This is a genomic window from Burkholderia sp. Bp9016, from assembly GCF_003857765.1.
Classification (GTDB): domain Bacteria; phylum Pseudomonadota; class Gammaproteobacteria; order Burkholderiales; family Burkholderiaceae; genus Burkholderia.
On the sequence record NZ_QTPY01000004.1, the window covers coordinates 20818 to 45135 of the forward strand.

A 24318-nucleotide genomic window follows, 5' to 3' on the forward strand; every position below is an offset into this window, starting at 1 on the left:
GCCTTTTCCGTGCCGCCTTCCGCCACGTCCACGCCGAACGCCGCGCCGGCCGCCGCGCCCGCGCTCACCCGCCGCCTGTCCGCGCCCGACTGGCGCGGCTTCGTCCTGCCGCTCGCCGCGCTCGCGATCTGGTGGGCGATCTCTGCCGCGCATCTCGTCAAAAGCGGACTGCTGGTCGGCCCGGCCGACGTGCTGCACACCGCGTGGACCCAGACGACCAGCGGCGCGCTCGCGCGTGCGCTGTCGGCATCGCTCGCGCGCGAAGCGTGCGGCTTCGCGATCGGCGCGACGGGCGGCCTGCTGCTCGGCGCCGCGCTCGGGCTGTCGCGCATCGCGGCGCGCATCGTCGGGCCGAGCTTCGACACGTTCAAGCAGATCTCGCTGTTCGCGTGGATTCCGCTGATTTCCGTGTGGTTCGGCCTCGGCGACGTCGCCAAGGTCGTGTTCCTGTCGCTCGCCGCGCTGCTGCCGGTTGCCGCGCATACGTGCGACGGCATTCACGCGGTGCCGCGTACCTATGTCGACGTCGCACGCGCGCTGCGCTACTCGCGGCTTCAGCTCGTGCGCTACGTGATCCTGCCCGCCGCGCTGCCGTCGATCTTCACCGGGCTGTATCTCGGTCTCATCTATTCGTGGCTAGCGACCCTCGGCGCCGAATACCTGCTCGTCGCGGGCAGCGGGATCGGCAACACGCTGATCGACGGCAGCGAGCAGTTCCGGATGGACCTCGTGCTGTTCGGGATCATCGTCGTCGGCGTGACCGGCTGGGCGCTGAACGCGGTCGCACGCGCGATCGAGCGCAAGACACTCGCCCGCCGCGGCGACCTGCAACGGTAACCGCCCTCTTCCTTCCTGCCGCTTCCCTTTCCGCCATGACGACACTCGCTTCCGATTCGCTCGATATCCTCCATGTCAGCAAGCGCTATGCGCAACGCGGCGCGACACTCGCCGTACTCGACGACGTGTCGCTGCACGTGCGCGCCGGCGAGTTCGTGACGATCGTCGGCGCGAGCGGCTGCGGCAAGTCGACGTTGCTACGGCTGATCGCGGGGCTCGATACCGACTATGCGGGCGAAATCCGCGCCGGCGACGCGCTCGTGCGCGATACGTCGCTGCAGCGCGGGATCGTGTTCCAGGATCACCGGCTGTTTCCGTGGCTGACCGTCGCGCAGAACGTCGAGGCCGCGTTGCGCAACGCATCGCTCGATGCCGCGCAAAAGCGGCGCGCGGTGGCCGAGCACATTGCGCTCGTCGGGCTGAACGGCTTCGAGCATGCGTACCCCAACCAGTTGTCGGGCGGGATGGCGCAGCGTGTCGCGATCGCGCGCGGCCTCGTGAACCGTCCGCGCGTGCTGCTGCTCGACGAGCCGTTCGGCGCGCTCGACGCGCAGACGCGTGCGCGAATGCAGAACGAACTGCTGCGCATCTGGGAGCAGGAGCGCATCACGATGGTGCTCGTCACGCACGACGTCGACGAGGCCGTGTATCTGGGTGACCGCGTCGTCACGATGGCGCCGCGCCCGGGGCGCATCGAGCGCATCGTCGACGTCGCGTTGCCGCGGCCGCGCCGGCGCGATTCCACGGAATTCGCGCGGCTGCGCGACACGGTGCTCGCCGATTTCGACGATCGCGGGCCGCCAGGCGATGGCGGAACCCGGATCGCTGCGGCCGATGCGCACCGGATCGGCGAATGGCGGCTCGCGTGGTAGCACGCGCGGCACGGCCTGCGTAGCGCGGCAGCGCGGTCTGTCGCGCGCGATTCGCTCAGCATGACGACACATATCGATCATCGCGACGCACGCTAAGGTTGTGACGATTCATCGGTTCCGGTTCCGCGCGGTCCCTGCTTGAATGGAGACTCAACCGACCCGACCAGGAGACTCCCGATGTCCGAAGTCCAGCACGCCGCTCACCCGTCATCGCATGCTTCGCACGCCGCCGCGCCACGCACGGCGGCCGATCCGCTTCAGCTTCGCCAGGTCGCCGGCCGGATCGGCGCCGAAATCGCCGGCGTCCGGCTGTCGGGCACGCTCGACGACGCGACGTTCGACGCGATCCACGCCGCACTGCTGCGCCACAAGGTACTGTTCTTCCGCAACCAGGGCCATCTCGACGACGCCGCGCAGGAGGCGTTCGCACGCCGCTTCGGCGACACCGTCGCGCACCCGACCGTGCCGTCCGTCGACGGCAGCGCGCATCTGCTCGAACTCGATTCCGCGCACGGCGCGCGCGCCAACTCGTGGCACACCGACGTGACGTTCGTCGATGCCTACCCGAAGGTGTCGATCCTGCGCGCGGTCGTGATCCCGCCGTTCGGCGGCGACACCGTGTGGGCCAACACCGCGGCCGCCTACACGCACCTGCCGGAATCGCTGCGCGCCCTCACCGACACGCTATGGGCATTGCACACGAACGCATACGACTACGCGTCGACGCATGTGCATGCCGACGACACGCAACTGAAGCGCTACCGCGAAGTGTTCACGTCGACCGTCTACGAGACCGAGCATCCCGTCGTGCGCGTGCATCCGGAGACCGGCGAGCGCACGCTCGTGCTCGGGCACTTCGTGCAGAAGATCAAGGGGCTGTCGTCACAGGATTCCGCGCATCTGCTGCAGGTGCTGCATGAACACGTGACGCGACTCGAGAACACCGTGCGCTGGAACTGGCAGCAAGGCGACGTGGCGATCTGGGACAACCGCGCAACGCAGCACTACGCGATCAACGACTACGGCGATGCGCGCCGCGTCGTGCGTCGCGCGACCGTTCACGGCGACGTGCCGGTCGGCATCGACGGTCGCCGCAGCGTCGTGCTGAAGGGAGCGGGCGCCACGCTGCAGTAAGGTTCGCGCATGGCGGCGGCACCGGCTGCCGCCATGCGCGGTACCGCTTCTGCATCGCCGTATCACCGTATCCCTGCATTCCCGACCGGAGGATCCGACCATGACCTTCCCGCCGCCGGGCCGACGCGTGCATGCGCAACGATGTCGCCGGCCGTCCACCCCGTCCACTTCCGCCAGGAGCGTTGCATGAGCGCCCTACTCGAACCCGCCGCCCAGCCCGTCGACGTGATTCCGCTGTCCGCCCACATCGGCGCGGAGATACGCGGTGTCGACCTCACCCAACCGTTGACCACGCCGCAGATCGCCGCGATTCGCGCGGCGCTGCTGACGTGGCGCGTGATCTTCTTTCGCGAGCAATTCCTCACGCACGAGCAGCACGTCGCGTTCTCCGCGCAGTTCGGCGAGCCGACGGTCGGCCACCCGGTATTCGGGCACGTCGACGGTCATCCGGCCATCTATTCGATCGCGAAGCACCGCAAGGCGACGCGCTTCGAAGGCGAACCGGTGCGCCGGCCGTGGACGGGCTGGCACACCGACGTGACGGCCGCCGTCAATCCGCCGTGGGCATCGATCCTGCGCGGCGTGACGATTCCGCCGTACGGCGGCGACACGCAGTGGACCAACCTCGTGCGCGCCTATGAAACGCTGTCCGCGCCGCTGCGCGGCTTCGTCGACAGCCTGCGCGGCATTCATCGCTTCACGCCGCCGGCCGGCGCCCGCGCGACCGGTGCGTTCGACGCAGCCGTCGAGCGCCACCCGCTCGTGACCGAGCATCCTTTGGTACGCGTGCATCCGGAGACCGGCGAACGCGCGCTGTACGCGAGCCCGAGTTTCCTGAAGTCGATCGTCGGGCTCACGCCGCGCGAAAGCCAGGCATTGCTCGAACTGCTGTGGGAACACGTGACGCGCCCGGAATTCACTATCCGCTTCAAGTGGGAGCCGCGCAGCATCGCGTTCTGGGACAATCGCTCGACCGCACATCTCGCGCCCGTCGACATCTTCGATCTCGACTTCGATCGTCAGCTCTATCGCACGACGCTCGTCGGCGACGTGCCGATTGGTCCCGACGGCCGCCCGTCCGTCGCACTCGAAGGTTCGCCCGTCGAGGCGGCCGCGGCGGTCGCACTGAACTGACCGTCGTCGCGGCGACAACCGGCGCGCACGCGCGCGCCGGGCTTGTCTCCTTCGTTCAATCCAGCCACACGCCGTCGAACCGGTGCCCGCCGAGCGGCGAGAACGTGAGCCCGTGCACGCGCTTCGAAACCGGCAGCGACACGATCGACGTGGCGATCGGCGTGAACGGCACCTGATCCTTGAACACGACCTGCGCCTGCTCGTAGAGCGACGTGCGCTTCGCGACGTCCGCGTTCGTGCGCGCCGCATCGACGAGCCGCTCGAAGTCCGCGTTGCACCATTTCGCGAGATTGCTGCCGTGCACCGCGTCGCAGCCGAGCAGCGTGCCGAGCCAGTTGTCGGGGTCGCCGTTGTCGCCCGACCAGCCGTACAGGATCGCGTCGTGCTGACCGTCGTGCTTCGCACGGCGGTTGTACTCGCCCCATTCGTAGCTGACGATCTTCGCGCGCACGCCGATCTTCGCCCAGTCCTGCTGGATCAGTTGCGCCATCAACTGCGCATTCGGGTTGTACGGGCGCTGCACCGGCATCGCCCACAGCGTCAGGTCGAAGCCGTTCGGGAAGCCCGCCTGCGCGAGCAGCGCCTTCGCGGCGGCCGGATCGCGCGGCGCGTCCTTCAGGCGCGGGTTGTACGACCATTGCGACGGCGGCATCGGGTTCGTCGCGATCTTCGCATCGCCGTTGAACACGGTCTTGATGATCGCCGCCTTGTCGATCGCGATATCGAGCGCGCGCCGCACGTCGACGCGATCGAGCGGCGGATGCTGCGTGTTGTATGCGACGAAACCGACGTTGAAGCCCATCCCCGAGAACAGCGTCAGCTTCGGGTCGCGCCGCACCGTCTCCAGATCGGCCGGACGCGGGAACGCCGACACCTGGCACTCGCCGGCGACCAGCTTCTGCAGCCGCGCGGCCGGATCCGGCGTGATCGCGAACACCAGATGAGCGAGCTTCACGTCGTCCGGTTTCCAGTAGTCGGGATTCGCGTCGTAGCGGATCAGCGCATCCTTCTGGTACGTGCGCAACTGGAACGGCCCCGTGCCGACCGGGAACTGGTTGATATCGGCTTCGCGATGACGCGCCGCGAGCTGCGACGCATATTCGGCCGACAGGACCGAGGCGAACGCCATCGCAAGATTGCGCACGAACACGACGTCGGGGGACTTCAGCACGAAGCGCACCGTGTAGTCGTCGGCTTTCTCGATGCGCTCGATGTTGCGATCGAAGCCGAGATCGCTGAAGTACGGGAAGCTGACCGGGTAGGCCTTGCGGAACGGATCGTCCGGGTCGAGCATCCGGCGGAACGTGAACACGACGTCGTCCGCCTGGAACGGGCGCGTCGGCTTGAACCATGCGGTCGTCTGGAACTTCACGTCGTGTCGCAGGTGAAACGTATAGACACGCTGATCGGGCGACACGTCCCAGCTCGTCGCGAGCGACGGCACGAGATCGAGCGTGCCGCGCTTGAACTGCACGAGCCCGTTGTAGACCGTATACGTGCTCGCGTCGAAATCGGTACTCGTCGTGTGCTGGCCCGGATCGAAGCCGGCCGGGCTGCCTTCGGTGCAGTACACGAGCGTCTTGCCGGCCGGTGCGGCGAACGCGTGCGAAGCCGTACCGGCGAGCAGCAGCGATGCAGCCACGCAGCGTAGCGCCACACCGGCATGCGATGCGCGCCGCGCACGACGCGCGGCGGATGATGCGAATGGAATCTTCATGATGGCGGAAGGAAAAAGACGGTCACGTGAATGACGACCGCCGATCTTCGCGCGCATGCCGCCGATCGCTTACCAATTAATTCGGCGTTGCTTATCGCGGCGAATGCATCCCGCTGCCGTTGCATGAGATCGTCCATGCGGGCGTCGGAAGCCGGCGGCGCGACGCGGATACGGCACGCCTGGCGCACCGCCTTCCGTCCCCCTGCAGCTTTCTCCGAATTGGCGCATCGTATCGGTTGGCCAACGCCGGCACCGGCGCGCGGGCGTCCGCCCGGCGCGCACGTTCCGGCGCGGCGCGCCTGCCGGGCGCGCCGTCACTTCCTGGAGGACCCACGATGTCGATCCGTCCCGATACGCCCCCTCGTCCCGTGAAGTCGCCGGGCCCCGATCATCCGATCACGATCGAGCCGCATCCGTCGCGTGTCGTCGTCACGGTGGCCGGCAAGGTCGTCGCCGATACGCGTCGCGCGCTGGCGCTGCGCGAGGCGAGCTATCCGGCCGTGCTGTACATCCCGCGCGAGGATGCCGACATGGCGCTGCTGGAACGCACCGATCATGCAACGTACTGCCCGTACAAGGGCGATTGCGCGTACTACTCGATTCCGGCCGGCGGCGCGCGCGCGACCAACGCGGTATGGACGTACGAGCATCCGCATCCGGCCGTCGAATCGATTCGCGCCCATCTTGCGTTCTATCCGGATCGGGTCGACTCGATCGCGGAAAGCCCGCTCGGCACCGACTGAGGCTGGCCGCCGCCCCTACCGACCCTTTGTCCCGCCGCTGATTTGCATATGCGGATTCATTGGTTGGCCGCCAACCTGCGCGGCCGTATCGTCCTGAATCCGGCGCGGGCCGGCCGGCTGCGCGCATCGCCCGCATCCGGCTCCGTCCTGAGCCGACCGCGCCGCATGCCCGCGCGGCCCGTGAACCCGCAAGCAGGACGCCTCGATGAACGACACGCCACACGCACACGTTGAAACGACCCCGGAGAACCCGCGCCGCCGCCAGTTGCTGCATGGCGCGGCCGCCGGGCTGGCCGGGCTCGCGCTCGGACCTCTCGCGGGGCTGCCCGCGTATGCGCAAGGCGGCACGCGGCTGCGCATCGGTTTCCAGAAATACGGCAACTTCGTCGTGCTCAAGGCGCGCGGTACGCTCGAGAAGCGGCTCGCGAGTCAGGGCGTCACGGTGCAATGGCTGGAGTTTCCGGCCGGCCCGCAATTGCTCGAAGGGCTGAACGCCGGTGCGATCGATGTCGGCACGGTCGGCGAAACGCCGCCGATCTTCGCGCAGGCGGCCGGCGTCGATTTCGTCTACATCGGCAACGAACCGCCCGCGCCGCAAGGCGAGGCGATCGTCGTGCTGCCCGATTCGCCGATCCGCAACGTCGCGCAGCTGCGCGGCAAGAAGGTCGCGTTCAACAAGGGTTCGAACGTGCACTACCTGCTCGTGAAGGCGCTCGAGCACGCGGGCCTCGCGTATGCCGACATCCAGCCGATCTACCTGACGCCCGCCGACGCGCGCGCCGCGTTCGTGCAGCGCAGCGTCGACGCGTGGGTGATCTGGGATCCGTATCTGGCGGCCGCCGAACGGCAGCTCGGCGCGCGCGTCGTCGCGAACGGCGACGGGCTCGTGCGCAACACGCAGTACTACCTCGCCGCGCGCAAATATGCGGCCGCGCAGCCGCAGGTGGTGCGCGCGCTGCTCGAGGAAGTCGACGCGGTCGACCGCTGGGGACGCGACCATATTCCGGAAGTCGCCGCGCAACTGTCGCCGCTCGTCGGCCTCGACGCGCCGACGCTCGAGGTCGCGCTGAAGCGGGCCGGCTACGGCGTGCAGCCGATCACCGACGCGACGCTCGCGTATCAGCAGAACATCGCCGATGCGTTCAGCACGCTGAAGCTGATTCCCGGCAAGGTGACGGTAGCCAACGCGCGCTGACGTTGACGTACTGCCGTTGCAACGCGATTACGGCGAGCGCGCCGCGCCGATGCGCCGCCATTCGTCGTAATCGGTGACGAGGCCCGCATCGTCGATCTCGATGTCGGCCGCATACGTGCCGCTCTCGTAGCGGTACACATTCTTCGCCGTACGCGCATAGCGCTGCTCGCCGCGCACGATGTCGAAGTCCGGAAAACGCAGCCATGCAGTGCGGATCACGGTCGATGCGCCGACCTCCAGCCCGAGACGCCGGATCGGCAGCGTATTGGTCGACGGACTGAAGCCAAGATCGATGTCGGTCGCGCCTTCGAGCGCCGGCGCGTCGGCACCGTCGATCGTCCATCGCCCTGCTTCGCACCGGATATCGCGCTGCACAGGCGGTGCCGTGCCGAACCGGTAGTTCAGGCGTACCGACCGCGTAAGCCAGTTCGCATCGCACACGATCGCATAGTCGGCGCGAAACGGCGTGCCGTCCAGCGCGCCCGCGACCGAGCCCGACAAGTCGATGCCCGTGCGCGACTCGGCCAGCCGGCACCATTCGACCGCCTGCCAGCTCTGCTCGATCTGCCATGCAACGCAGCGCGTGCGCGCCGCTTCGTCCGGTTGCGTCATGTCGTCTCCTGTCGGTCGAGGCGTGCTGTCGGTGCGATCGATGCGATTGCACCGGAGATCGATTTTCGCTCACCGCGCCGGCAAACACACGTGGTTGCGCGACACGACGATGGGCCGCCTCCCGCGCAGGACAATACGCGCACCGCCGCTCGCGCTGGAAGCGAACGGCGGGCGGCGCGTTACGAACCGTCGGCCTGACCGAGCGCGTCCGCGCAGCTTGCGGGCTTCCACAGGAACGTGCGTGCCAGCCGGTCCTGGTCGAACAGCACCTTGTACTTACTGTTACGGAATCGGACCGTCCTTCGAGTGCAGATGGAACAGGTGATCCCGTTCGTGCAAAGTTGCCGAGCGCCACCCGACGCATACGACGATGCGCCCGGCGTCGCTGCCGTGAAACCCGTCGCGGCCACACCGAGCGCGAGCAGTCCGCGCGCCACGCGCCGGCGCGTGTTGCGCGTCGACTTGCCGCATGCGGCGGCCTTTTCGTGAACCGCGACCCACGCGCGGATCGCTTCATTCCCGTCGAGGCAGGCAGGTCGCGGCGAAGGTGACGATGCTTCCCGGTTTGGCGGTAGTCTGCGCGACCGATATCAAATATCGGCCTTGCGGGCATCTTTCGGGGAAAGGGCCTTTAGTACTATCTTGCGATTGGGAAATCGGATCGAGATGCGAAACAATTTCCGGACAGTCGTGAATTCGTTTTATTTTCCGGAAGAGGCATCGAGTGGCGACGCATTACGCACCACTCGGAAATCAATCCCATGATTTCGATCCAGATTACAAACCAACACTAATCAGACAAGAGGCTCGACTTCATGGATTTGTTGGCGACGATGCGCATCTACGTCAGGGTCGTCGAGCGCGGCACGATGTCGGGCGCGGCGCGGGATCTGGACATGGGCCAGCCGGCCGTCAGCGAGCGTATCGAAAAACTCGAGAAATTTCTCGGCGCGCGGCTCCTGATGCGCAGCGCACGCACGCTCACGTGCACGGAAGAAGGCCGGGTCTTCTACGAACGCAGCAAGGAACTGCTCGATGCGGCGGAAAACACGGTCGCATCGGTCTCGAAGGCGGAAAACACGCTCAGCGGCACGATCCGGATCGCGGCGCCGCAATGCTTCGGCGAAGTCGTCGTCGCGAAGGCGCTGATCCATATCCGCACCGCGTATCCGCGACTGCACATCGACCTCGTGCTGAACGACAACATCGTCGACCCGGTCACCGAAGGGGTCGATATCTCGCTCCGTGTCGGTCAGCTCGGCGACGGCGGCTTTGTCGCGCACGCGCTCGGCGCGATCGGCCGCGTGCTCGTGGCCGCCCCCGCCTATCTCGACCGCCACGGCCCGATCGTAACGAAGGCGAATCTGGCGAACCACCCGTTCATCCGCGTCAAGGGCATCTTCGCGAACGAGCAGTTGCCGCTGCAAGGCGAAGACGGCACGCTCGAATACGCGCGCATCCAGACGGCGATGACGACGAGCCACTGGCGCCCGATGTTCGACACGATCGTGGCCGGCGGCGGTATCGGCGTGGTGCAGCAGCCGGCGTGCGTGAATGCGGTTGCGCGCGGCGAACTCGTCGAGATCCTGCCGCAATACACGATCCCCAACTTCGCGCTGAACGTGCTCGTCGCGCAACGGCCGCTGCCGCCGCGCGTGCGGGTCATCGTCGACCTGCTGAAGCAGGAAATCCCCGCACTGCTGACGAAGCACGAGCGGTAAGCGTCGCACGCCGATGCTTGCATCGCCGGCCGGGCGGGCGGTACCGTCCTGCCTTCCGGGATAATCGAAGCCTCGCCTCGAAACCCGTCCGTCGATTCGATCCGATGCGGCCCCGTCCTTGCCGGTGCCATCGCGTCGTACGTACAGGAGGGTTCGGGCGTGGACGTTCGCGTATACCTGCTGGCCGCCGCCGTATTTCTGGCCGGCGTCGCCGAAAATGTCTGCGTCGGCATCCCGCCGGCCCTCTCCGCCGGCCCGTTCACCACGATCCTCGCCGCCGTGTTCGGGCTCGCCGCACTCGTCGCGATCGCGTTCGTCGGGCGCATCGAACGGCGCACCGCGCCCGGTTCAGCGCTCGGCGGCGTGCTCGTCGAACGCGACGCGCTGCTCGTCACGCCGTGGGCAGCATGCGCGCTCGTCGCGATCGCGCCGGGATGTGCGTGCGTATCGCACATGGCCGATGCGGCAGGCGGTGCGTGCGTCGTCGCGATCGCGACCGGCCCTCGCCGCACATGTCGGCGACGTGTATCATCGCCGCCATCATGCCCATCCGACCGCTTCGTCCGCTCCTGATCGCCGCCGCACTCGCGACGCTCGCCGCACCTGTCGCATCGCGCGCACAGCAGGTCGGCGTGGTCGCGGATGGCGTCTACTACACGCCGAACACACATCTGCCCGTGGGCACGTCGCTGCAGATTCTGCCCGACGACGGCAAGGGTATCGCGCGCTGCTGCGCGACGATCGCCGGGCCGGCCGCGAAACCCGGCAACCAGATTCTCGACGCGCTGCACGACGACCGCACGATCGCCGCGTATGCGCTGTCGCTGCCGAAGTCGGTCCCGGCGGATACGACCGGTTTCGGCGTGGCCGGGGAGGCGCGCTTCGTGCATCAGGGCGCGCATCCGCAAGCCGTGCTCGCCGGCGGCCTGCCGCTTGCGTTCTCGACCTGCACGTCGACAGAAGGCACGCATTACCTCGGCCGCAGGGTCGGCAGCAACACGTTGCTCGTGCACCTGTACCAGTACTTCGACGGCGAGCTCGAATCGACCTGCCGGGATGCCGATCTGAAATAATTGGGCCGGCCGGCGGCATCGCGCCGTCAACCGCCGCGCCTTCACGCCCGGCGCATCACCACGCCTGCCGATAGATCGCGAGCGCGTCGGCTTCCGTCACTTCGCGCGGATTGTTCACGAGCAGGCGCGTCTGCAGCATCGCGTCCGACGCCATCCTCGGCAAGTCGCCCTCGCCGATCCCGACTTCGCGCAACGTGTTCGGAATGCCCGTCGCCACGATCAAGCGATCGATCTCGTCGATCAGCGCCTGCGTCCTCGCTTCGTCGCTGCCCGTCGCCGACGGTGCGACGATCGCTGCCAGTTCCGCATACAGCGGCGCGGCGGCCGGCGCGTTGAAGCGCAATACGTGCGGCAGCACGAGCGCGTTCGACAACCCGTGCGGCACGTGGAAAATGCCGCCGACCGGATAGGCCAACGCATGCACGGCCGCGACCGGCGCGTTCGCGAACGCCTGCCCCGCGAACATCGCACCGACCAGCATCGCTTCGCGCGCGTGGCGATCGGTGCCGTCGTCGCAGGCCTTCAGCAGATTGCGCGACAGCAGCGTCAATGCCTGCACGGCCAGCATGTCGGACACCGGATTCTTCAGCCGCGACGACGTATAGGCCTCGATCGCATGCACCATCGCGTCGATGCCCGTGGCCGCCGTCGCCGCGCGCGGCAGCCCGAGTGTCAATTCGGCATCGAGGATTGCAACGTCCGCGAACAGGTGCGGCGACACGACCCCCATCTTGCGCGCCTCGCCGACCGTGACGATCGACACGGCCGTCACTTCGGAGCCCGTACCGGCTGTGGTCGGCATCTGCACGAGCGGCAGCCGCGACGTCGCGACCTTGTCGACGCCGTACATGTCGGCCAGCGCCTGCCGGCCCGGCGCGAGCACCGCGATCAGCTTCGCGACGTCCATCGACGAGCCGCCGCCGAGACCGAGCACGATCTCGGCATCGGCCGCCACCGCCCGCTCGGTCGCTTCGAGCACCACGTGTTCGGGCGGATCCGCGATCACGTCGTCGATCACGGTCACCTGCCAGCCGTGCGCGGCGAGGCTCTCAAGTGCGGGCGCGAGCACGCCGCTGCGATGCAGGAACGCGTCGGTGACGACGCATAACCGCACAAGCGCCGGAAAGCGTTCGCGCAACAGCGCGCCGAGCCGGCGCGCGGCGCCGAATTCGACGATCTGCGTCGGAACGGTACGGAATTGAAACGGGCTCATCGGCTGTCTCCCGGTGGCGTCGCCGTGCCGGTGTCCGGCTGCACCATGTAGCGCGTCACGTCGCGGCGATCGAGCAACGGAATGATCGCTCCGACACCGATTCGCTGGAAATGCGGCGTTTCCCGATGCGCGTCGAGCCCGTCGGCGTCGCGATAACGCTCGAGGATCACGACGTGGTCGGGGTCGGCCGGCGACCGGAAGTACGCGTAGTCGAGGTTCTTCGGCTCGGCGCGCGTGGCCGGTGCGAGTTCGGCCAGCAACTCGATCACGCGGTCGCCATTGCCGGGTTTCGCGAAGTAATGGGCGATGACCTGCAGGTAAGGCTCGTTCATGCTGCGCTCCGGGTTCGACAGGGGCCCGTCAGGACGGGCCGACGTTCAGGAAGGCGGCGATCGTCTCCACGATATCGGGCAGACGGTCCGACGTCGCATTGTATTGAATCGGCGCGACGTTCGCAGCCCGCCGCGCACCTGTCGAATGCCGGCCGCGCCGATGGCGGTCGTCTCTCGCGTACGGTGGTCGTCACCGGTGCACCGGCCACTACCACGGCACGGTGCGCCCCAGGTAATCGAGGTATTCCAGCCCTGCCCGCCCCTGTTTTCCGATCAGCACGTTCACGAGGCTCGGCACGCTTTCCTCGATGGTCAGTCGCGCGTCGGGGCCTCCGAGTTCCGTGCGAACCCAGCCGGGCGCCATCAGCACCATCGCACGCGACGTGCCGGTCTGGCGTGCCGCGAAACTGCGCATGAACTGGTTCAGCGCGGCCTTGCTGCCGCGATAGACCTCGCGCATTCCGGTGACGTTGTTCGCGACACTGCCTTGCCCCGACGACATCGCACCGATCAGGCCATCGCCGGTCACGAGATCCTGAAGCGTCTCGATCACGCGCATCGGCGCCAGCGCATTCGTGATCATCACGCGCACGAATTCCCCGGTAGTCACTTCGCCGATCGTTTCGTTCGGGTCGTTGGTCGTTCCGGCGTTCACGAACAGCATGTCGAAGCGCCTGCCCGACACACGCTCGCGCAGCGCGGCCAGTTGTTCCGGATCGCAGATGTCGAGCGTCTCGATCTCGAGCCTGCCGTCGAAGCGCTCGGCGAGTTCGTGCAGTTTCGTTCGCCCCGACCCTTCACGGACCGTGCCCGTGACACGCCAGCCCTTGTTCAGGAATTGCTCCGCCATCGCGAGGCCGAGCCCTCGCGACGCGGCGACGAGCAGAATCGAGGGTGCGCCTGGGTTCGATACAGTCGATTGCATGGTTCTGCCTGTGTGGAAATCCGTCATGCAGTCACTATAGATGCGCGCGGAAATGAGCACCAGACGCACCGAACTCAAGGAATAGTTGCATCGAACGCCATGCCAAACGGCTCAATGCCGTATGCTGCCCCCTTATGGAAAACATCGATCTCAACCTCGTCGCCGCGCTCGACGTGCTGCTGACCGAAAACAGCGTGACCGCCGCCGCGCGCCGGCTCGGGCTGAGCACGTCCGCGATGAGCCGCACGCTCACGCGGCTGCGTGCCGCCACCGGCGATCAGTTGCTCGTGCGCGCCGGACGCCAGCTCGTGCCGACGCCGCACGCAACCGCTTTGCGCGATCGCGTGCATGCGATCGCGAGCGACGCCCGTTCGGTGCTGCGGCCGGCCACGGCCGACGTCGACATGTCGACGCTCGCGGCCACCTTCACTGTGCGTGCGGCGGCGTCGTTCATGGACATGCTCGCCGGCCCGGTAGTCGCCGCGATCGGCGACATCGCGCCCGGCGTTCGCGTGCGTTTCGTCTCGAAGCCCGATCGCGCCCCGGGGCCGCTGCGCAACGGCACGGTCGATCTGGAGATCGGCAAACGCGGCGACGACGCGCCCGAACTGCACACGCGCCCGCTCTTTCACGACTGGCACGTCGCGGTGGCGCGCGCCGGGCATCCGCTGTTCGCATCCGGCAAGATCACGCCCGCGCGCTACGCGGCGTGCCGTCACGTGATCGCATCGCAACTGGGCGATTTCGGCGGGCCGGCCGACGATGCGACAGGCCCGCTCGCGTCCACTCATGACGTTCATGTCGTCGTGCCCGGCTACCCCGATGCGATGCGCGTCGCGGCCGGCACCGACCTGATTGCGCTCGTGCCGCGCTCGAGCCTCGGCAATGCATTCACGCCGGGGCTCGCACAAGCGCTGCGGCTGCGCAGCTTCGACGTCCCGGTTCGACTGCCCGGGATCCTCGTTTCGGTGCTGTGGCATCCGCGCATGCACGGCGACCCGGTGCATCGCCGCCTGCGCGATACCGTCATCGACACATGCAAGCGCGCGTATCCGGAGTCCCGCCCGCCGCGCGCGTCGGCACGCGGCACGGGTTCGCGCGCAACCGGCTGAGGCATCCGGTCCGTGCGAAGCGCGCCGGCGTCACACCAGCCGGCCGCCGCCGTCGATGTGCAGGATCTCGCCGTTCATGAAGCCGTTGCCCAGCAGGAAAGCGATCGCTTCCCCGACTTCGTCGGCGCGTCCGACGCGTCCGCCCGGTAACGCCGCTGCGGCGTCGCCGAGAATCGCGTCGCGCGCTTGCGGGCCGAACGCGTCATACAGCGGCGTAGCGACGAAACCCGGCGCGACGACGTTCACGCGAATCGGCCTGAGTTCGAGTGCGAGCGACTGCGCCAGCGCCTCGACACCACGCACGGCGGCTGCGATCACGGACGTACCCTGCGCCGACGGACGATCCGCCAGTTGGCCGCCGGTCAGCACGATCGAGCCCGCGGCCGGCATCAGCGGCAACGCGGCCCGAATCGCATAAGCCGGCCCGGCGATGCGCTCGTGCATCGCGGCGAACAGTTGATCGGGGTCGGTGTCGGCCAGCTTGCCGGCGATGAACCGCCCCGCCGTGACGACCAGGTGATCGACCCGCGTCATCGTCGCGAATACGCGTTGCACCGCGGCCCGGTCGGCGATGTCCGCGATCGCGGTGCGCGCGCCGCCGATCGCCTGCGCGGCCGCCTCCAGCGTCGCGGCGGTGCGGCCGACCAGCGTTACGGCGGCACCGCGCGCCTTGACGGCCGCCGCGGCAGCGAGTCCGATTCCGGAGCTTCCGCCGAATACCACCACGTGCGCGCCTTCCAGCGCCGGAAACTGCGTTGCGTCGTTCATGTCGACTCCTCGTCGGGGATTGAATGTTCGCGAACCTTAGGTCATGCTCCAACGAGACGGAATACGTCTAAATCGAATAGGGGTCATGCCACGGAGGAATAAGATGGATTCGCTGCGTTCCATGCGTCTCTTCGTGCGCACCGTCGAGCTGGGCAATTTCTCGGCCGTCGCGCGCGAGGAAGGCACCGGCCAGCCGACGATCAGCAAGGTCATCGCCGCGTTCGAGAAAACGCTGGGCGTCCGGCTGCTCGAACGGTCGACGACGAACGTCGCGCCGACCGACGAAGGCCGGCGGTTCTACGAACGCTGCAAGCGCGTGCTCGACGAATACGCAAACGCCGTGGCCGACGTGCGCGGACAGACGCTGCGGCCAGTCGGCAAGCTGGTCGTCAACGCGCCGACGGGGCTCGGCGAACTGCGGCTGAATGCACTCGTGCTCGAATTCCTCGCGGCCTGTCCGGAGATCGAAGTCGAGCTGCATCTGACCGACCGCGTGATCGACCTGATCGAGGAAGGCGTCGACGTGGCCATCCGTCTCGGCCACGCGTTGCCGCCGGACGCGATCGCGCGCTGCGTCGCGTCGTCGCCGCGCCTGCTCGTGGCCGCGCCGCGCTATGTCGCGCAGTCGCCCGCGATCCGCCGGCCGGCCGACCTCGCGAAGCACGAGTACGTCGGCTACGCGCGCGCCGATATCGGAACCGACCTGGAATTCACCCGAGGCGCGGAGAAAATCAGCATCGCGATGCGCGGCCGGTATCGCGTCAACAGTTCGCTCGCATTGCGCGAATGTTTCCTCGCGGGAAACGCGATGGGCAGTGCGCCCGCATGGCTCGTCCAGGACCTGATCGACGGCGGACAACTCGTCCGGCTGCTGCCGAAATGGCAGATGAGCATGCCGCACGCGCTGCATCTCGTGTACGCATCGCGACGCTATCTGCCGCTCAGGACCCGCACGTTCCTGCAGTTCATGGAGCAGCGGCTTCCCGAACTCCCCGGATTCCATGTGCCGCAGGCGTCGTCGCAGCGAGTACGCTGACAACAGGCCCTAATACGCGAACCCGATCCGGCCTTGCCCGACCGGATGCGCGACCGTGCCCATCCGGATGTCGTAGACGTCGGTCAACACGTGATCGCGCATGAACGCATCCGGCGTCCCTTCGACCACGATGCGCCCCTGTCGCAACGCGACGAGCCGGTCGCAATAGCGCGCGGCGAGATTCACGTCGTGCAGCACGACGACCACGCAGAGCCCGCGTTCGAGCGTCAGCGCACGCACGAGCGCGAGCACCTCGATCTGGTGCCGCACGTCGAGCGCGGAAATCGGCTCGTCGAGCAGCAGGCATTCGCTGCGCTGTGCGACGAGCATCGCAAGCCACGCGCGCTGTCGCTCGCCGCCCGACAGGCTGTCGGCCGCCCGATCCGCGAATGCCGCGACGTCCATCGCGCGCAACGCATCGTCGACCATCGCGCGATCCTCGTCGCCGAATCGGCCCAGTGCGCCATGCCAGGGATAGCGGCCCAGCGCGACGAGCTCGCGCACGGTCAGCCCGTCGGTCGCGGGCAGATGCTGCGGCAGATACGCGACCGCACGCGCCAGCGCCCGGCTGGCCCAGGTATCGAGCGGGCGATCCTGCAGACGAATCGTGCCTGCCGACGGCCGCTGCTGCCGCGCGAGCAGTTTTACCAGCGTCGACTTGCCCGAGCCGTTGTGACCGAGCAGGCCGACCACGCTGCCGCGCGCGAATGCGAGATCGGCCGGATGCAGCAGCACGCGACCGGCCGCTTCGAACGACACGCGTTCGAGCGCGAAGAACGGGGCCGGCGACGCGACGGCCGCGGAAACATCCGGCGCGAGAGCAGGCGCCGGTACGGAAGCAATCGGATTCATGTCGGAGATACCGTCGAATGCGGCGCCACGGTGGCGGACTGCGCGACGATCTGCCCGTAGTCGAGCTTCACGCTGCGATCCGCCAGCGCGAAATAGCGGTCGTCGTGCGAGATCACCAGCACGGTCTTGCCGCGCGCCTTGAGTTCCGGCAGCAATTGCCGGTAGAACACATCCTTGAACAGCGGATCCTGGTCGGCAGCCCATTCGTCGAACACGTAGAACGGCCGGTCTTCCAGATACGCGACCAGCAGCGCGAGCCGCTTGCGCTGCCCCTGCGACAGCTCGAGCGTGGAAAACGCGCCGCCGTCGACCGCCACCTTGTGCGACAGCTGCAGCGCGTCGAGCAGTGCGCGCGCCCGCTGGCGCGACGCCATGTCGATGCCGAACAGTCGTTCGAACAGGAAGAAATCGCTGAACACGGCCGAGAACAGGTGCCGGTAACGCTCCCGCGACGCCGCATCGACCGGCTCGCCGTCGAGCAGGATCCGCCCGCCTTCGGGCGCGTACAGGCCCGTGATCAGCTTGGCGAGCGTCGTCTTGCCGCTGCCGTTGCCACCGATCAGGAACACCGTTTCGCCCGGCGCGAACGACAGGTCGATCGGCCCCAGCGTGAACGCTTCGCCGTCGCGCACATAGCGATGCGTGACGCCGTCGAGCGCGATCCGCCCGAACGCGTGCACGGGCCGCGCGCCGCCCACCGGCTCGCGCGGCAGTTCCGCATCGAGCTGCTCGATGCGCTCGAACGCGACGCGCGCGATGCTGACCGAAGGAATCGCGGCAAGCAGCCCCTCGATCGGCATGATCATGTACAGGAACACCATCGCGTAGCCCGACGCGACGCGCGCATCGATCTCGAACCAGCGCGCAAGCACGAACAACGTGAGGCCGATGAATGCGAACAGGACCAGGTTGCCCCAGCTCGCCGCGGCCGCATACAGCATGTAGCCGCGCGTGCGCTGCACGCGCACGGCTTCGACGCCCGGCGCGAGCATCTCGTCGACGAATGCGGCGCGGCGTGCGCGATGCAGCTTCAGCTCCTTCGCGCCGTCGAACAGCGCGCGGAAGTGGCGCACGAGATCGTCCTCCCGTCGACGCGAATCGCGCAGGTCGGTCAGCGCGCGCCCCTGGACCACGCGAAAGCCGAGCATCGCGACCCCGATCGTGACGGCCGCGAACAGCAGGATCTGCCACGACAGATAGCCGAGGTACGCGAGACAGCCGGCGATCACCGCACCCTGCATCGCGATCGTCGGAAGGTTGACGAAAAACACGACGATCGTGTCGAGATCCTGCGTGAGCACCGACAGCGATTTCGCGCTGCCGAGCCGTTCGAGATCGGGGTACGCCGCATCGCCGATGCGGCGGATCGTCCGCATGCGCAGCATCGCCTTCGCGCGCTGCCCGAGCGACATGAACAGCATCTGCGACACCGCGCGCGCGGCGAGCACCGCGACGACGACCGCCGCGAAGCGCCAGCCGAGCGCCACGAGGCGTTCGGCCGACGCTCCGAGCGCCTGGTTGATCAGCGCGATCAGCACGGCATTGCCAATCCCGCTCGCGAGGCTCGTCAGCAATGCGAGCGGCAGGGTCCAGCGAAAACTGCCGGTCAGGAAACGAAACAGCGACATGGGGAATCCTTGCACGTGCGACGCCGCCCTGCCGCTCGCGCGACGGGCGGCGTGCCGCCATCAGTTGTAGTGGAGATGCGGCGTTGCGTCGACCTCATCGCCGCAACAGCCAGAGCAGATAGGGTCCGCCGACCAGCGTCGCGAGAATGCCGGCCGGCAGTTGCTGCGGAAACAGCAGGTTGCGGCCGAGCCAGTCGGCCGCAACCATCAGCAACCCGCCGACGAGCGCCGCGATCGGCAATTGCGAGCGTGCGCGCGTGAAGCCCAGCAGCCGCGCGAAATGCGGCGCCATCAGTCCGACGAACGACATCGGCCCGATCACGATCGTCGCGCCCGCCGTCAGGATCGCGGCCACCGCGAACAACGCCGCGCGCGCATGGCTTGCGCGCACGCCAAGCGCATTCGCGACATCCGCGCCGAGCGGCAGGATGTCGAGCCAGCGCAACGCCAGCCACGCGAGCACGCCGGCCGCCACGGTGCAGATCCAGACCGCGATCGCCGTCTGCGGCAGAACCACGTAGGTCGAGCCGAACAGCAGCGCGCGCAGCAGTTCGGCCTGCAGGCCGCCACGCGCGGTCGCGAGCACGATCACGGCCTGCGAGAACGCACTGATCGCCATGCCGACGAGCAGCATCCGGTCGGGCGAGAAACCGCCGCGACGGCCGAACGCGACCATCGCCGCCAGGCACGCGAGCGCGCCCGCCGATGCGCCGCCCAGCAACACCGGCGCGGACGGCACGCCCGCGCCGAGCGCGGCGACCAGCAGCCCGAGCATCGCGCCGCCGCTCACGCCGAGCAGGTCCGGGCTCGCCATCGGATTGCCGGTCAGGCGCTGCAATACCGTGCCGGCCAGCGCGACCATCACGCCCGCGCCGAGCGACGCGGCCACGCGCGGCACCCGCCAGAACGCGACGGCCGGCCATTGCGCGGCATGCGTCCATTGCCAGCCGTCCGTCGTCACCGCGAAATGCAGCGACGCCCACACGCCCAGCGCGAGCGCGACGACGCCCGGCAGCACGAACCGGCCGACGGAGCGGCGCCGCACGTCGTGCGTGTCCATCGCCGGGCGTACCGCGCCCGTATGGACGCGCCGCAGCATCGCGAGCAGCAACGGACCGCCGAGCAGCGCCAGCGCGGCGCCGGTCGGCAACGCTTCGCCAAGCGTGCCGGGCAGGCATTGCACGGCCTGGTCCGCGAGCGTCAGCAGCAGCGCGCCGATGCACGGCGCCCACACGAACCGGTCGCGCAACCGGCGCGCCCCGGCGAGCCGCGCGAGCGCGGGAGCGCCGAGCCCGATGAAGCCGATCACGCCGACCGCGCTCGTCGCCAGCGCGCTCAGACACACGGCGACCGCCAGCGCGGCGAGGCGCACCGCCACGACCGACAAACCGAGCTGGCGCGCACCGCGATCGTCGAGCGCGAACAGCGCAAGCGGCCGCGCAAGCAGCCACGCGGCCACCATGCAGCCAGCCACGCGCGGCACGAGCCACGCAGCGACGTCCCAGCCGTTCTGCACGAGCGAACCTGCGCCCCAGATGAACACCGCGACCAGCGAGCGCTCGTTTACGATCGCGAGCAGCACCGCGAGCGCACCGGCGTACAGGCTCACGACCATGCCGGCGAGCGTTACCGACACGGGCGCGAAGCCCTTGCGCCACGTCAGCGCGAGCGTGGCCGCGATCGCGAGCGTCGCCCCGCCGAGAGCGACCGCGAAACGTTCGCCCGCCACCAGCGCGGGCGCCATGATCGACGCGGCCGACAACGCCAGCGATGCACCCGACGACACGCCAAGCGTCAGCGGTTCCGCCAGCGGATTGCGCAGCACCTGCTGGAACACGACGCCGGCCAGCGCGAGCGCGGCGCCCGTGGTCAGCGACACGACGACCCGCGGCAACCACGCATAGCGCACGACGAGCTGCGTCAGCGACGCGTGCGCACCGCCCGTCAGTACACCGGACCATTGCTCGGCCGGAAGCTGCGCGGACAGCGTGTGAACGACGGCCCAGATCGTCGCCACCGCAAGCAGCGCGGGCAGCACCCAAGCGCGTGCGCCGGCATCGGCCGGCATCGTATGCGCCTTCATCACGAGCCCTCCTGCAATGCCAGCGCCATGCCGTGCGCGAAGCGCATCGACGCGACGACGCCGCCCAGCGACGGCAGCGCGCCGAGCCCGTGCACGCGACGCGCCTTCACGAACGGCAGCGCATGCCACAGCGGGCCGCGCGCCAGTTGCGCGTCGACACCGGGCGGCACGTCGAGCAGCAGCGCGTGCGCATCGGGCTGCCGCGCGAGCGCCGCGAGCCCGGTTTGCGTCGCGCCCTGCGGATCGGTGTCGCCGCGCCACGCGTTCGCGATCCCGACGCGCGACAGCACGCCGCCGTACAGGCTGTTCGCGCCGAACACCGACATGTGCCGGTCGTCGACCGGATACAGCAGATAGACCGGCCGCCCCGTCGCGCGGAAAGCCGCCAGCCGCTGCGTCGCGTCGGCGAGCTGCGCGTCGGCCCGCGCCAGCAGCGCGTCGGCCGCCGCGCGACGGTCGAAGCGCTGCGCGAGGTGCCGGGTCGCATCGCGAACGGCCGCATAGACATCGACCCCGCGACCGAACAGCCCGACGGTCAGGGTCGGCGCGATCCGTTCCAGCATTGCGCGCAGCGGCGCATGCAACGGCGTGATGACGACCAGATCCGGTTTCAGCGCATCGAGCACTTCGAAGTTCGGCTGGAACAGCAGCCCCGTATCGGTCACGCCCGACGGCAGCGGCGGATCCCCGTCGACGCGCATGTACCACGGCGGACGCGCCACGCCGACCGGCACGACGCCCAGCGACAGCACGATCTCGGTCAGCGGCCAGTCGAGCACGACGATTCTCGGCGCCCCGTGCGCGGAAGCCGCCGTCACGGGCGACGCCGAAGGCGGCGACGCGGCAACGGCCGCATGCGCCACGCCGCCCACGCCACCGATTGCGGCTGCGGCACACCACGCAAGCGCGCGGCGACGCGTCACGCTGGCCGGACCCGCATCGACACCGCTCGCATCGTGAAGCGCCGCGGTCACCATTGATAGCGCGCCGTGCCGAGGATCGTCCGCGTCGCGCCCCAGTAGCACAGCGACGACGACGAGCAGTACGAAATGTATTCGCGATCGAACAGGTTGTTCACGTTCAGCGCGAACCGCCAGTTCTGCAGGTCGTAGTGCACGCCCAGATCGACCAGCACGCGCGCCGGCACGTCGAACGTGTTCGCGCTGTCGCCCGCCGAACTGCTCGTGTAGCGCACGCCGGAACCGATGCCGAAGTGGCGCAGCGGCCCGCTCAGGAACGTGTAGTCGGCCCATGCGGCCGCCGTATGGCGCGGCGCGATGGTCGGCCGCTTGCCGAGGTTCGCCATCGTGCTCTCGGTCACCGATTGATTCAGGTACGAATACGACGCGATCAGCTTCAGGTTCGGCGTGACGTTCGCGTGCGCCTCGGCCTCGATGCCGCGCGAGCGGACCTGCCCCGTCTGGATCGCGAACTGCGGATGAACGGGGTCCGTCACCTGCACGTTGTCCTGCGTGAGCGTGAACGCTGCGACCGAGAAGAATCCATCGAAGCCCTTCGGCTGATACCGGACGCCCGCCTCGAGCTGCTTGCCCTTGGTCGGCGAATACGGCACGCCCCCATACGCGGCCCCGAGCAGCGGCTGGAACGAGCGCGCGTAGCTGACATACGGCGCGATCCCGTTGTCGAAGCGGTACGCGAGGCCCGCGCGCCACGTGAACGCGTGGTCGTCCGAGTGGTAGATCGTGCCTGCCCCGGACGCGAGCGAGGTCGTCTGCTGGTTGCCGCCCGCCCAGTCCTGGCGTACGCCGAGCGTGAGCACCCAGTTCCGGTAACGCGCCTCGTCCTGCGCATAGACGCCGAACGTGCTGAGCGCATAGTCGAGCCGCGTGTCGACGGGCTGGATCCCCAGCGCCGCATAGTTCGGCTGGAACAGGTTGACCGTGCCGACCACCGAATTGCCCTCGTTGTCGCCGAGCATCGAGCGCTGGTAGTCGACGCCGAACAGCGCGGTATGTTCGACCGGGCCCGTCGAGAAACGCGCCTGCGCATGCGTGTCGACCTCGAACTGCGTGTAATGCTCGTTGTCGACGTTGCCCCACATCGAGACCGTCTTGCCGTCGGCGGAGAACGGGCTCGTCACCGACGTCTGGTAGTAGTGCTGGTCGATATGCAGATAGCGCAGCGTCTGCGACACGCTGAAGCGATCGTCGAACGCATGATCGAACCGATAACCGAACCAGTATTGCGTGCGATGCATCCCGTCCCGGTCGGGATCACCGAAATAGCGGTCGGGGCCGAGCCGCCCGTTCGGGTTCACGAACAGCGTGCCGCTCGCTGGCACCGTGTTGAACAGGCCGCCGTTCGGATCGCGCTGGAAGCCGCCCTGCAGCGCGAAGGTCGTGTCGCGATCCGGACGCAACGTGACGGACGGCGCGATCGCGATCCGCTGGTCCTTGATCTGGCCGACCTGCGTGCCGGCCGTGCGACCGAGGCCGACCACGCGATACGACACCGTGCCCGCCTTGTCGACCGGGCCGCTGAAGTCGAAACCGAGCTGGTAGTTGTCATGATTGCCGGCCTGCAGCAGCACCTCGTGATACGGCTCGGCGGTCGGCAGCTTGCTCACGTAGTTGACGAGGCCGCCCGGGCTGCCCTGCCCGTACAGTACCGACGCGGGTCCGTGCAGCACTTCCATCCGCTCGAGGAAATAGGGATCGATACGCGGCGTCGCGAAGCGCGGCGACTGGTACAGATGCAGGCCGTCGAGATACGAGTCGAGCGAGAAACCGCGCCCCGACAACTGATCGAAGCGAATGTCGGTGCCGTCCTGCGAGTAGACGCCCGGCGTATAACGCAATGCCTGGTCGACCGTCTGCGCGCCGAGATCGTCCATCTGGCCGCGCGTCACGACCGACACGCTCTGCGGCTGCGTAAGCCGGTCCGAATCCGTCTTCGTCCCGGTCGCCGAGCGCGTCGCGACGTAGCCAACGCCCGGCCCAGCCGGGTCCTGCATCGACGCCGCCCGCACCTCCAGTGTCGGCAGCGTGCCCTCCCGTGCCGGCGCCGGCGTCGTGCCGTCGTCCGCCGCGCTGGCCCGCAGCACCGTCCCGCCGAGCAACGTCGCCGCGATACCCAGCTTCAACGGCCCCCTCATTTCCCCGAACCTCATTCCTGTCGCCCTTGCGTATGGCTGTCGCCGATTTTCGCCGCAGTTAATGCGACTCATTACCATTTTCAGTCGCACTATCGTTTTCGTTCATTTGACACGCGACAAGCATAGCGGCTACCTTATTTCGCAGGTAGACAACAAATGTTCAGTTTCGGCCAGATTCTGTCCGGTGCTGAACAGTCCGCATCAACCACCCCGGCT

The 24318-nt window shown here is 68.2% G+C and carries 23 protein-coding genes; 11 read left to right on the plus strand and 12 right to left on the minus strand.

Features of this window, described 5'->3' with window-relative positions; translation table 11 throughout:
* The first annotated feature begins 9 nt into the window (after window positions 1-9).
* The 4 genes from DIE13_RS06195 (at window position 10) to DIE13_RS06210 (ending at window position 3977) form a co-directional block, all read left to right on the plus strand.
* Window positions 10-837, plus strand: coding sequence for an ABC transporter permease (locus tag DIE13_RS06195; protein WP_124826326.1), 828 nt, complete (start codon window positions 10-12; stop codon window positions 835-837).
* 35 nt (window positions 838-872) lie between these two features.
* Window positions 873-1709: an ABC transporter ATP-binding protein gene (locus DIE13_RS06200; RefSeq protein WP_124826327.1), complete on the plus strand. Its 837-nt coding sequence runs from the start codon at window positions 873-875 to the stop codon at window positions 1707-1709.
* A gap of 177 nt (window positions 1710-1886) precedes the next feature.
* Window positions 1887-2843: a TauD/TfdA family dioxygenase gene (locus tag DIE13_RS06205; protein ID WP_124826328.1), complete on the plus strand. Its 957-nt coding sequence runs from the start codon at window positions 1887-1889 to the stop codon at window positions 2841-2843.
* A gap of 186 nt (window positions 2844-3029) precedes the next feature.
* Complete coding sequence (locus DIE13_RS06210) at window positions 3030-3977, plus strand: TauD/TfdA family dioxygenase (protein WP_124826329.1); 948 nt, start codon at window positions 3030-3032, stop codon at window positions 3975-3977.
* Window positions 3978-4032: 55 nt separating this feature from the next.
* Here the strand turns inward: DIE13_RS06210 and DIE13_RS06215 are convergent, their stop codons facing one another.
* Window positions 4033-5694: an ABC transporter substrate-binding protein gene (locus DIE13_RS06215; protein ID WP_124826330.1), complete on the minus strand. Its 1662-nt coding sequence runs from the start codon at window positions 5692-5694 to the stop codon at window positions 4033-4035.
* A gap of 335 nt (window positions 5695-6029) precedes the next feature.
* On the opposite strand from DIE13_RS06215, the gene DIE13_RS06220 reads away from it, so the two are divergent.
* Window positions 6030-6437 (plus strand): DUF427 domain-containing protein, encoded by a 408-nt coding sequence (locus tag DIE13_RS06220; RefSeq protein ID WP_124826331.1) that lies wholly within the window; start codon window positions 6030-6032, stop codon window positions 6435-6437.
* Between the two features lie 205 nt (window positions 6438-6642).
* Complete coding sequence (locus tag DIE13_RS06225) at window positions 6643-7632, plus strand: sulfonate ABC transporter substrate-binding protein (RefSeq protein WP_124826332.1); 990 nt, start codon at window positions 6643-6645, stop codon at window positions 7630-7632.
* Between the two features lie 27 nt (window positions 7633-7659).
* On the opposite strand, the gene DIE13_RS06230 is transcribed toward DIE13_RS06225, so the two are convergent.
* A complete protein-coding gene (locus DIE13_RS06230) occupies window positions 7660-8244 on the minus strand; it encodes a putative glycolipid-binding domain-containing protein (RefSeq protein WP_124826333.1) in 585 nt (194 codons plus the stop codon).
* Between the two features lie 179 nt (window positions 8245-8423).
* Window positions 8424-8681 carry a hypothetical protein gene (locus tag DIE13_RS33320; RefSeq protein ID WP_124826334.1) on the minus strand — a complete coding sequence of 86 codons (258 nt, stop codon included), beginning with the start codon at window positions 8679-8681 and terminating at the stop codon, window positions 8424-8426.
* 378 nt (window positions 8682-9059) lie between these two features.
* On the opposite strand from DIE13_RS33320, the gene DIE13_RS06240 reads away from it, so the two are divergent.
* The 3 genes from DIE13_RS06240 (at window position 9060) to DIE13_RS06250 (ending at window position 11038) form a co-directional block, all read left to right on the plus strand.
* Complete coding sequence (locus DIE13_RS06240) at window positions 9060-9965, plus strand: LysR family transcriptional regulator (protein ID WP_124826335.1); 906 nt, start codon at window positions 9060-9062, stop codon at window positions 9963-9965.
* A 159-nt stretch (window positions 9966-10124) separates the two neighbouring features.
* The gene (locus DIE13_RS33325; protein WP_233410088.1) at window positions 10125-10538 is read left to right on the plus strand and encodes a hypothetical protein; all 414 of its coding nucleotides are present in this window, start codon (window positions 10125-10127) and stop codon (window positions 10536-10538) included.
* Window positions 10508-11038 carry a hypothetical protein gene (locus tag DIE13_RS06250; RefSeq protein WP_124826336.1) on the plus strand — a complete coding sequence of 177 codons (531 nt, stop codon included), beginning with the start codon at window positions 10508-10510 and terminating at the stop codon, window positions 11036-11038. Before DIE13_RS33325 ends, DIE13_RS06250 begins: the two co-directional genes overlap by 31 nt.
* A 55-nt stretch (window positions 11039-11093) precedes the next feature.
* Here DIE13_RS06250 and DIE13_RS06255 read toward each other — a convergent pair whose 3' ends face one another.
* The 3 genes from DIE13_RS06255 to DIE13_RS06265 form a co-directional block, all read right to left on the minus strand.
* Complete coding sequence (locus DIE13_RS06255; RefSeq protein ID WP_124826337.1) at window positions 11094-12251, minus strand: iron-containing alcohol dehydrogenase; 1158 nt, start codon at window positions 12249-12251, stop codon at window positions 11094-11096.
* Window positions 12248-12583, minus strand: coding sequence for a putative quinol monooxygenase (locus DIE13_RS06260; protein WP_124826338.1), 336 nt, complete (start codon window positions 12581-12583; stop codon window positions 12248-12250). Before DIE13_RS06260 ends, DIE13_RS06255 begins: the two co-directional genes overlap by 4 nt.
* A gap of 208 nt (window positions 12584-12791) precedes the next feature.
* Window positions 12792-13508, minus strand: coding sequence for an SDR family oxidoreductase (locus DIE13_RS06265; protein WP_124826339.1), 717 nt, complete (start codon window positions 13506-13508; stop codon window positions 12792-12794).
* A 134-nt stretch (window positions 13509-13642) separates the two neighbouring features.
* On the opposite strand from DIE13_RS06265, the gene DIE13_RS06270 reads away from it, so the two are divergent.
* On the plus strand, window positions 13643-14620 hold the full coding sequence (locus tag DIE13_RS06270; RefSeq protein ID WP_124826340.1) for a LysR family transcriptional regulator: 978 nt from the start codon (window positions 13643-13645) through the stop codon (window positions 14618-14620).
* Window positions 14621-14650: 30 nt separating this feature from the next.
* On the opposite strand, the gene DIE13_RS06275 is transcribed toward DIE13_RS06270, so the two are convergent.
* Window positions 14651-15388, minus strand: a complete 738-nt coding sequence (locus tag DIE13_RS06275; protein ID WP_124826341.1) for an SDR family oxidoreductase — start codon at window positions 15386-15388, stop codon at window positions 14651-14653.
* 103 nt (window positions 15389-15491) lie between these two features.
* On the opposite strand from DIE13_RS06275, the gene DIE13_RS06280 reads away from it, so the two are divergent.
* Window positions 15492-16424, plus strand: a complete 933-nt coding sequence (locus tag DIE13_RS06280) for a LysR family transcriptional regulator (protein WP_124826342.1) — start codon at window positions 15492-15494, stop codon at window positions 16422-16424.
* Window positions 16425-16433: 9 nt separating this feature from the next.
* Here the strand turns inward: DIE13_RS06280 and DIE13_RS06285 are convergent, their stop codons facing one another.
* The 5 genes from DIE13_RS06285 to DIE13_RS06305 all read right to left on the minus strand — a co-directional run bounded on the left by DIE13_RS06285 (window position 16434) and on the right by DIE13_RS06305 (window position 24090).
* Window positions 16434-17276 (minus strand): ATP-binding cassette domain-containing protein, encoded by an 843-nt coding sequence (locus DIE13_RS06285; protein ID WP_124826343.1) that lies wholly within the window; start codon window positions 17274-17276, stop codon window positions 16434-16436.
* On the minus strand, window positions 17273-18904 hold the full coding sequence (locus DIE13_RS06290; protein WP_124826344.1) for a cyclic peptide export ABC transporter: 1632 nt from the start codon (window positions 18902-18904) through the stop codon (window positions 17273-17275). Before DIE13_RS06290 ends, DIE13_RS06285 begins: the two co-directional genes overlap by 4 nt.
* A 94-nt stretch (window positions 18905-18998) precedes the next feature.
* Entirely contained in the window at window positions 18999-20987 is a 1989-nt protein-coding gene (gene fhuB / locus DIE13_RS06295) for a Fe(3+)-hydroxamate ABC transporter permease FhuB (protein WP_124826345.1), read from the minus strand.
* Complete coding sequence (locus DIE13_RS06300; protein ID WP_124826346.1) at window positions 20987-21964, minus strand: ABC transporter substrate-binding protein; 978 nt, start codon at window positions 21962-21964, stop codon at window positions 20987-20989. Before DIE13_RS06300 ends, fhuB begins: the two co-directional genes overlap by 1 nt.
* Window positions 21958-24090 carry a TonB-dependent siderophore receptor gene (locus DIE13_RS06305; RefSeq protein ID WP_244107207.1) on the minus strand — a complete coding sequence of 711 codons (2133 nt, stop codon included), beginning with the start codon at window positions 24088-24090 and terminating at the stop codon, window positions 21958-21960. Before DIE13_RS06305 ends, DIE13_RS06300 begins: the two co-directional genes overlap by 7 nt.
* Between the last annotated feature and the right edge of the window lie 228 nt (window positions 24091-24318).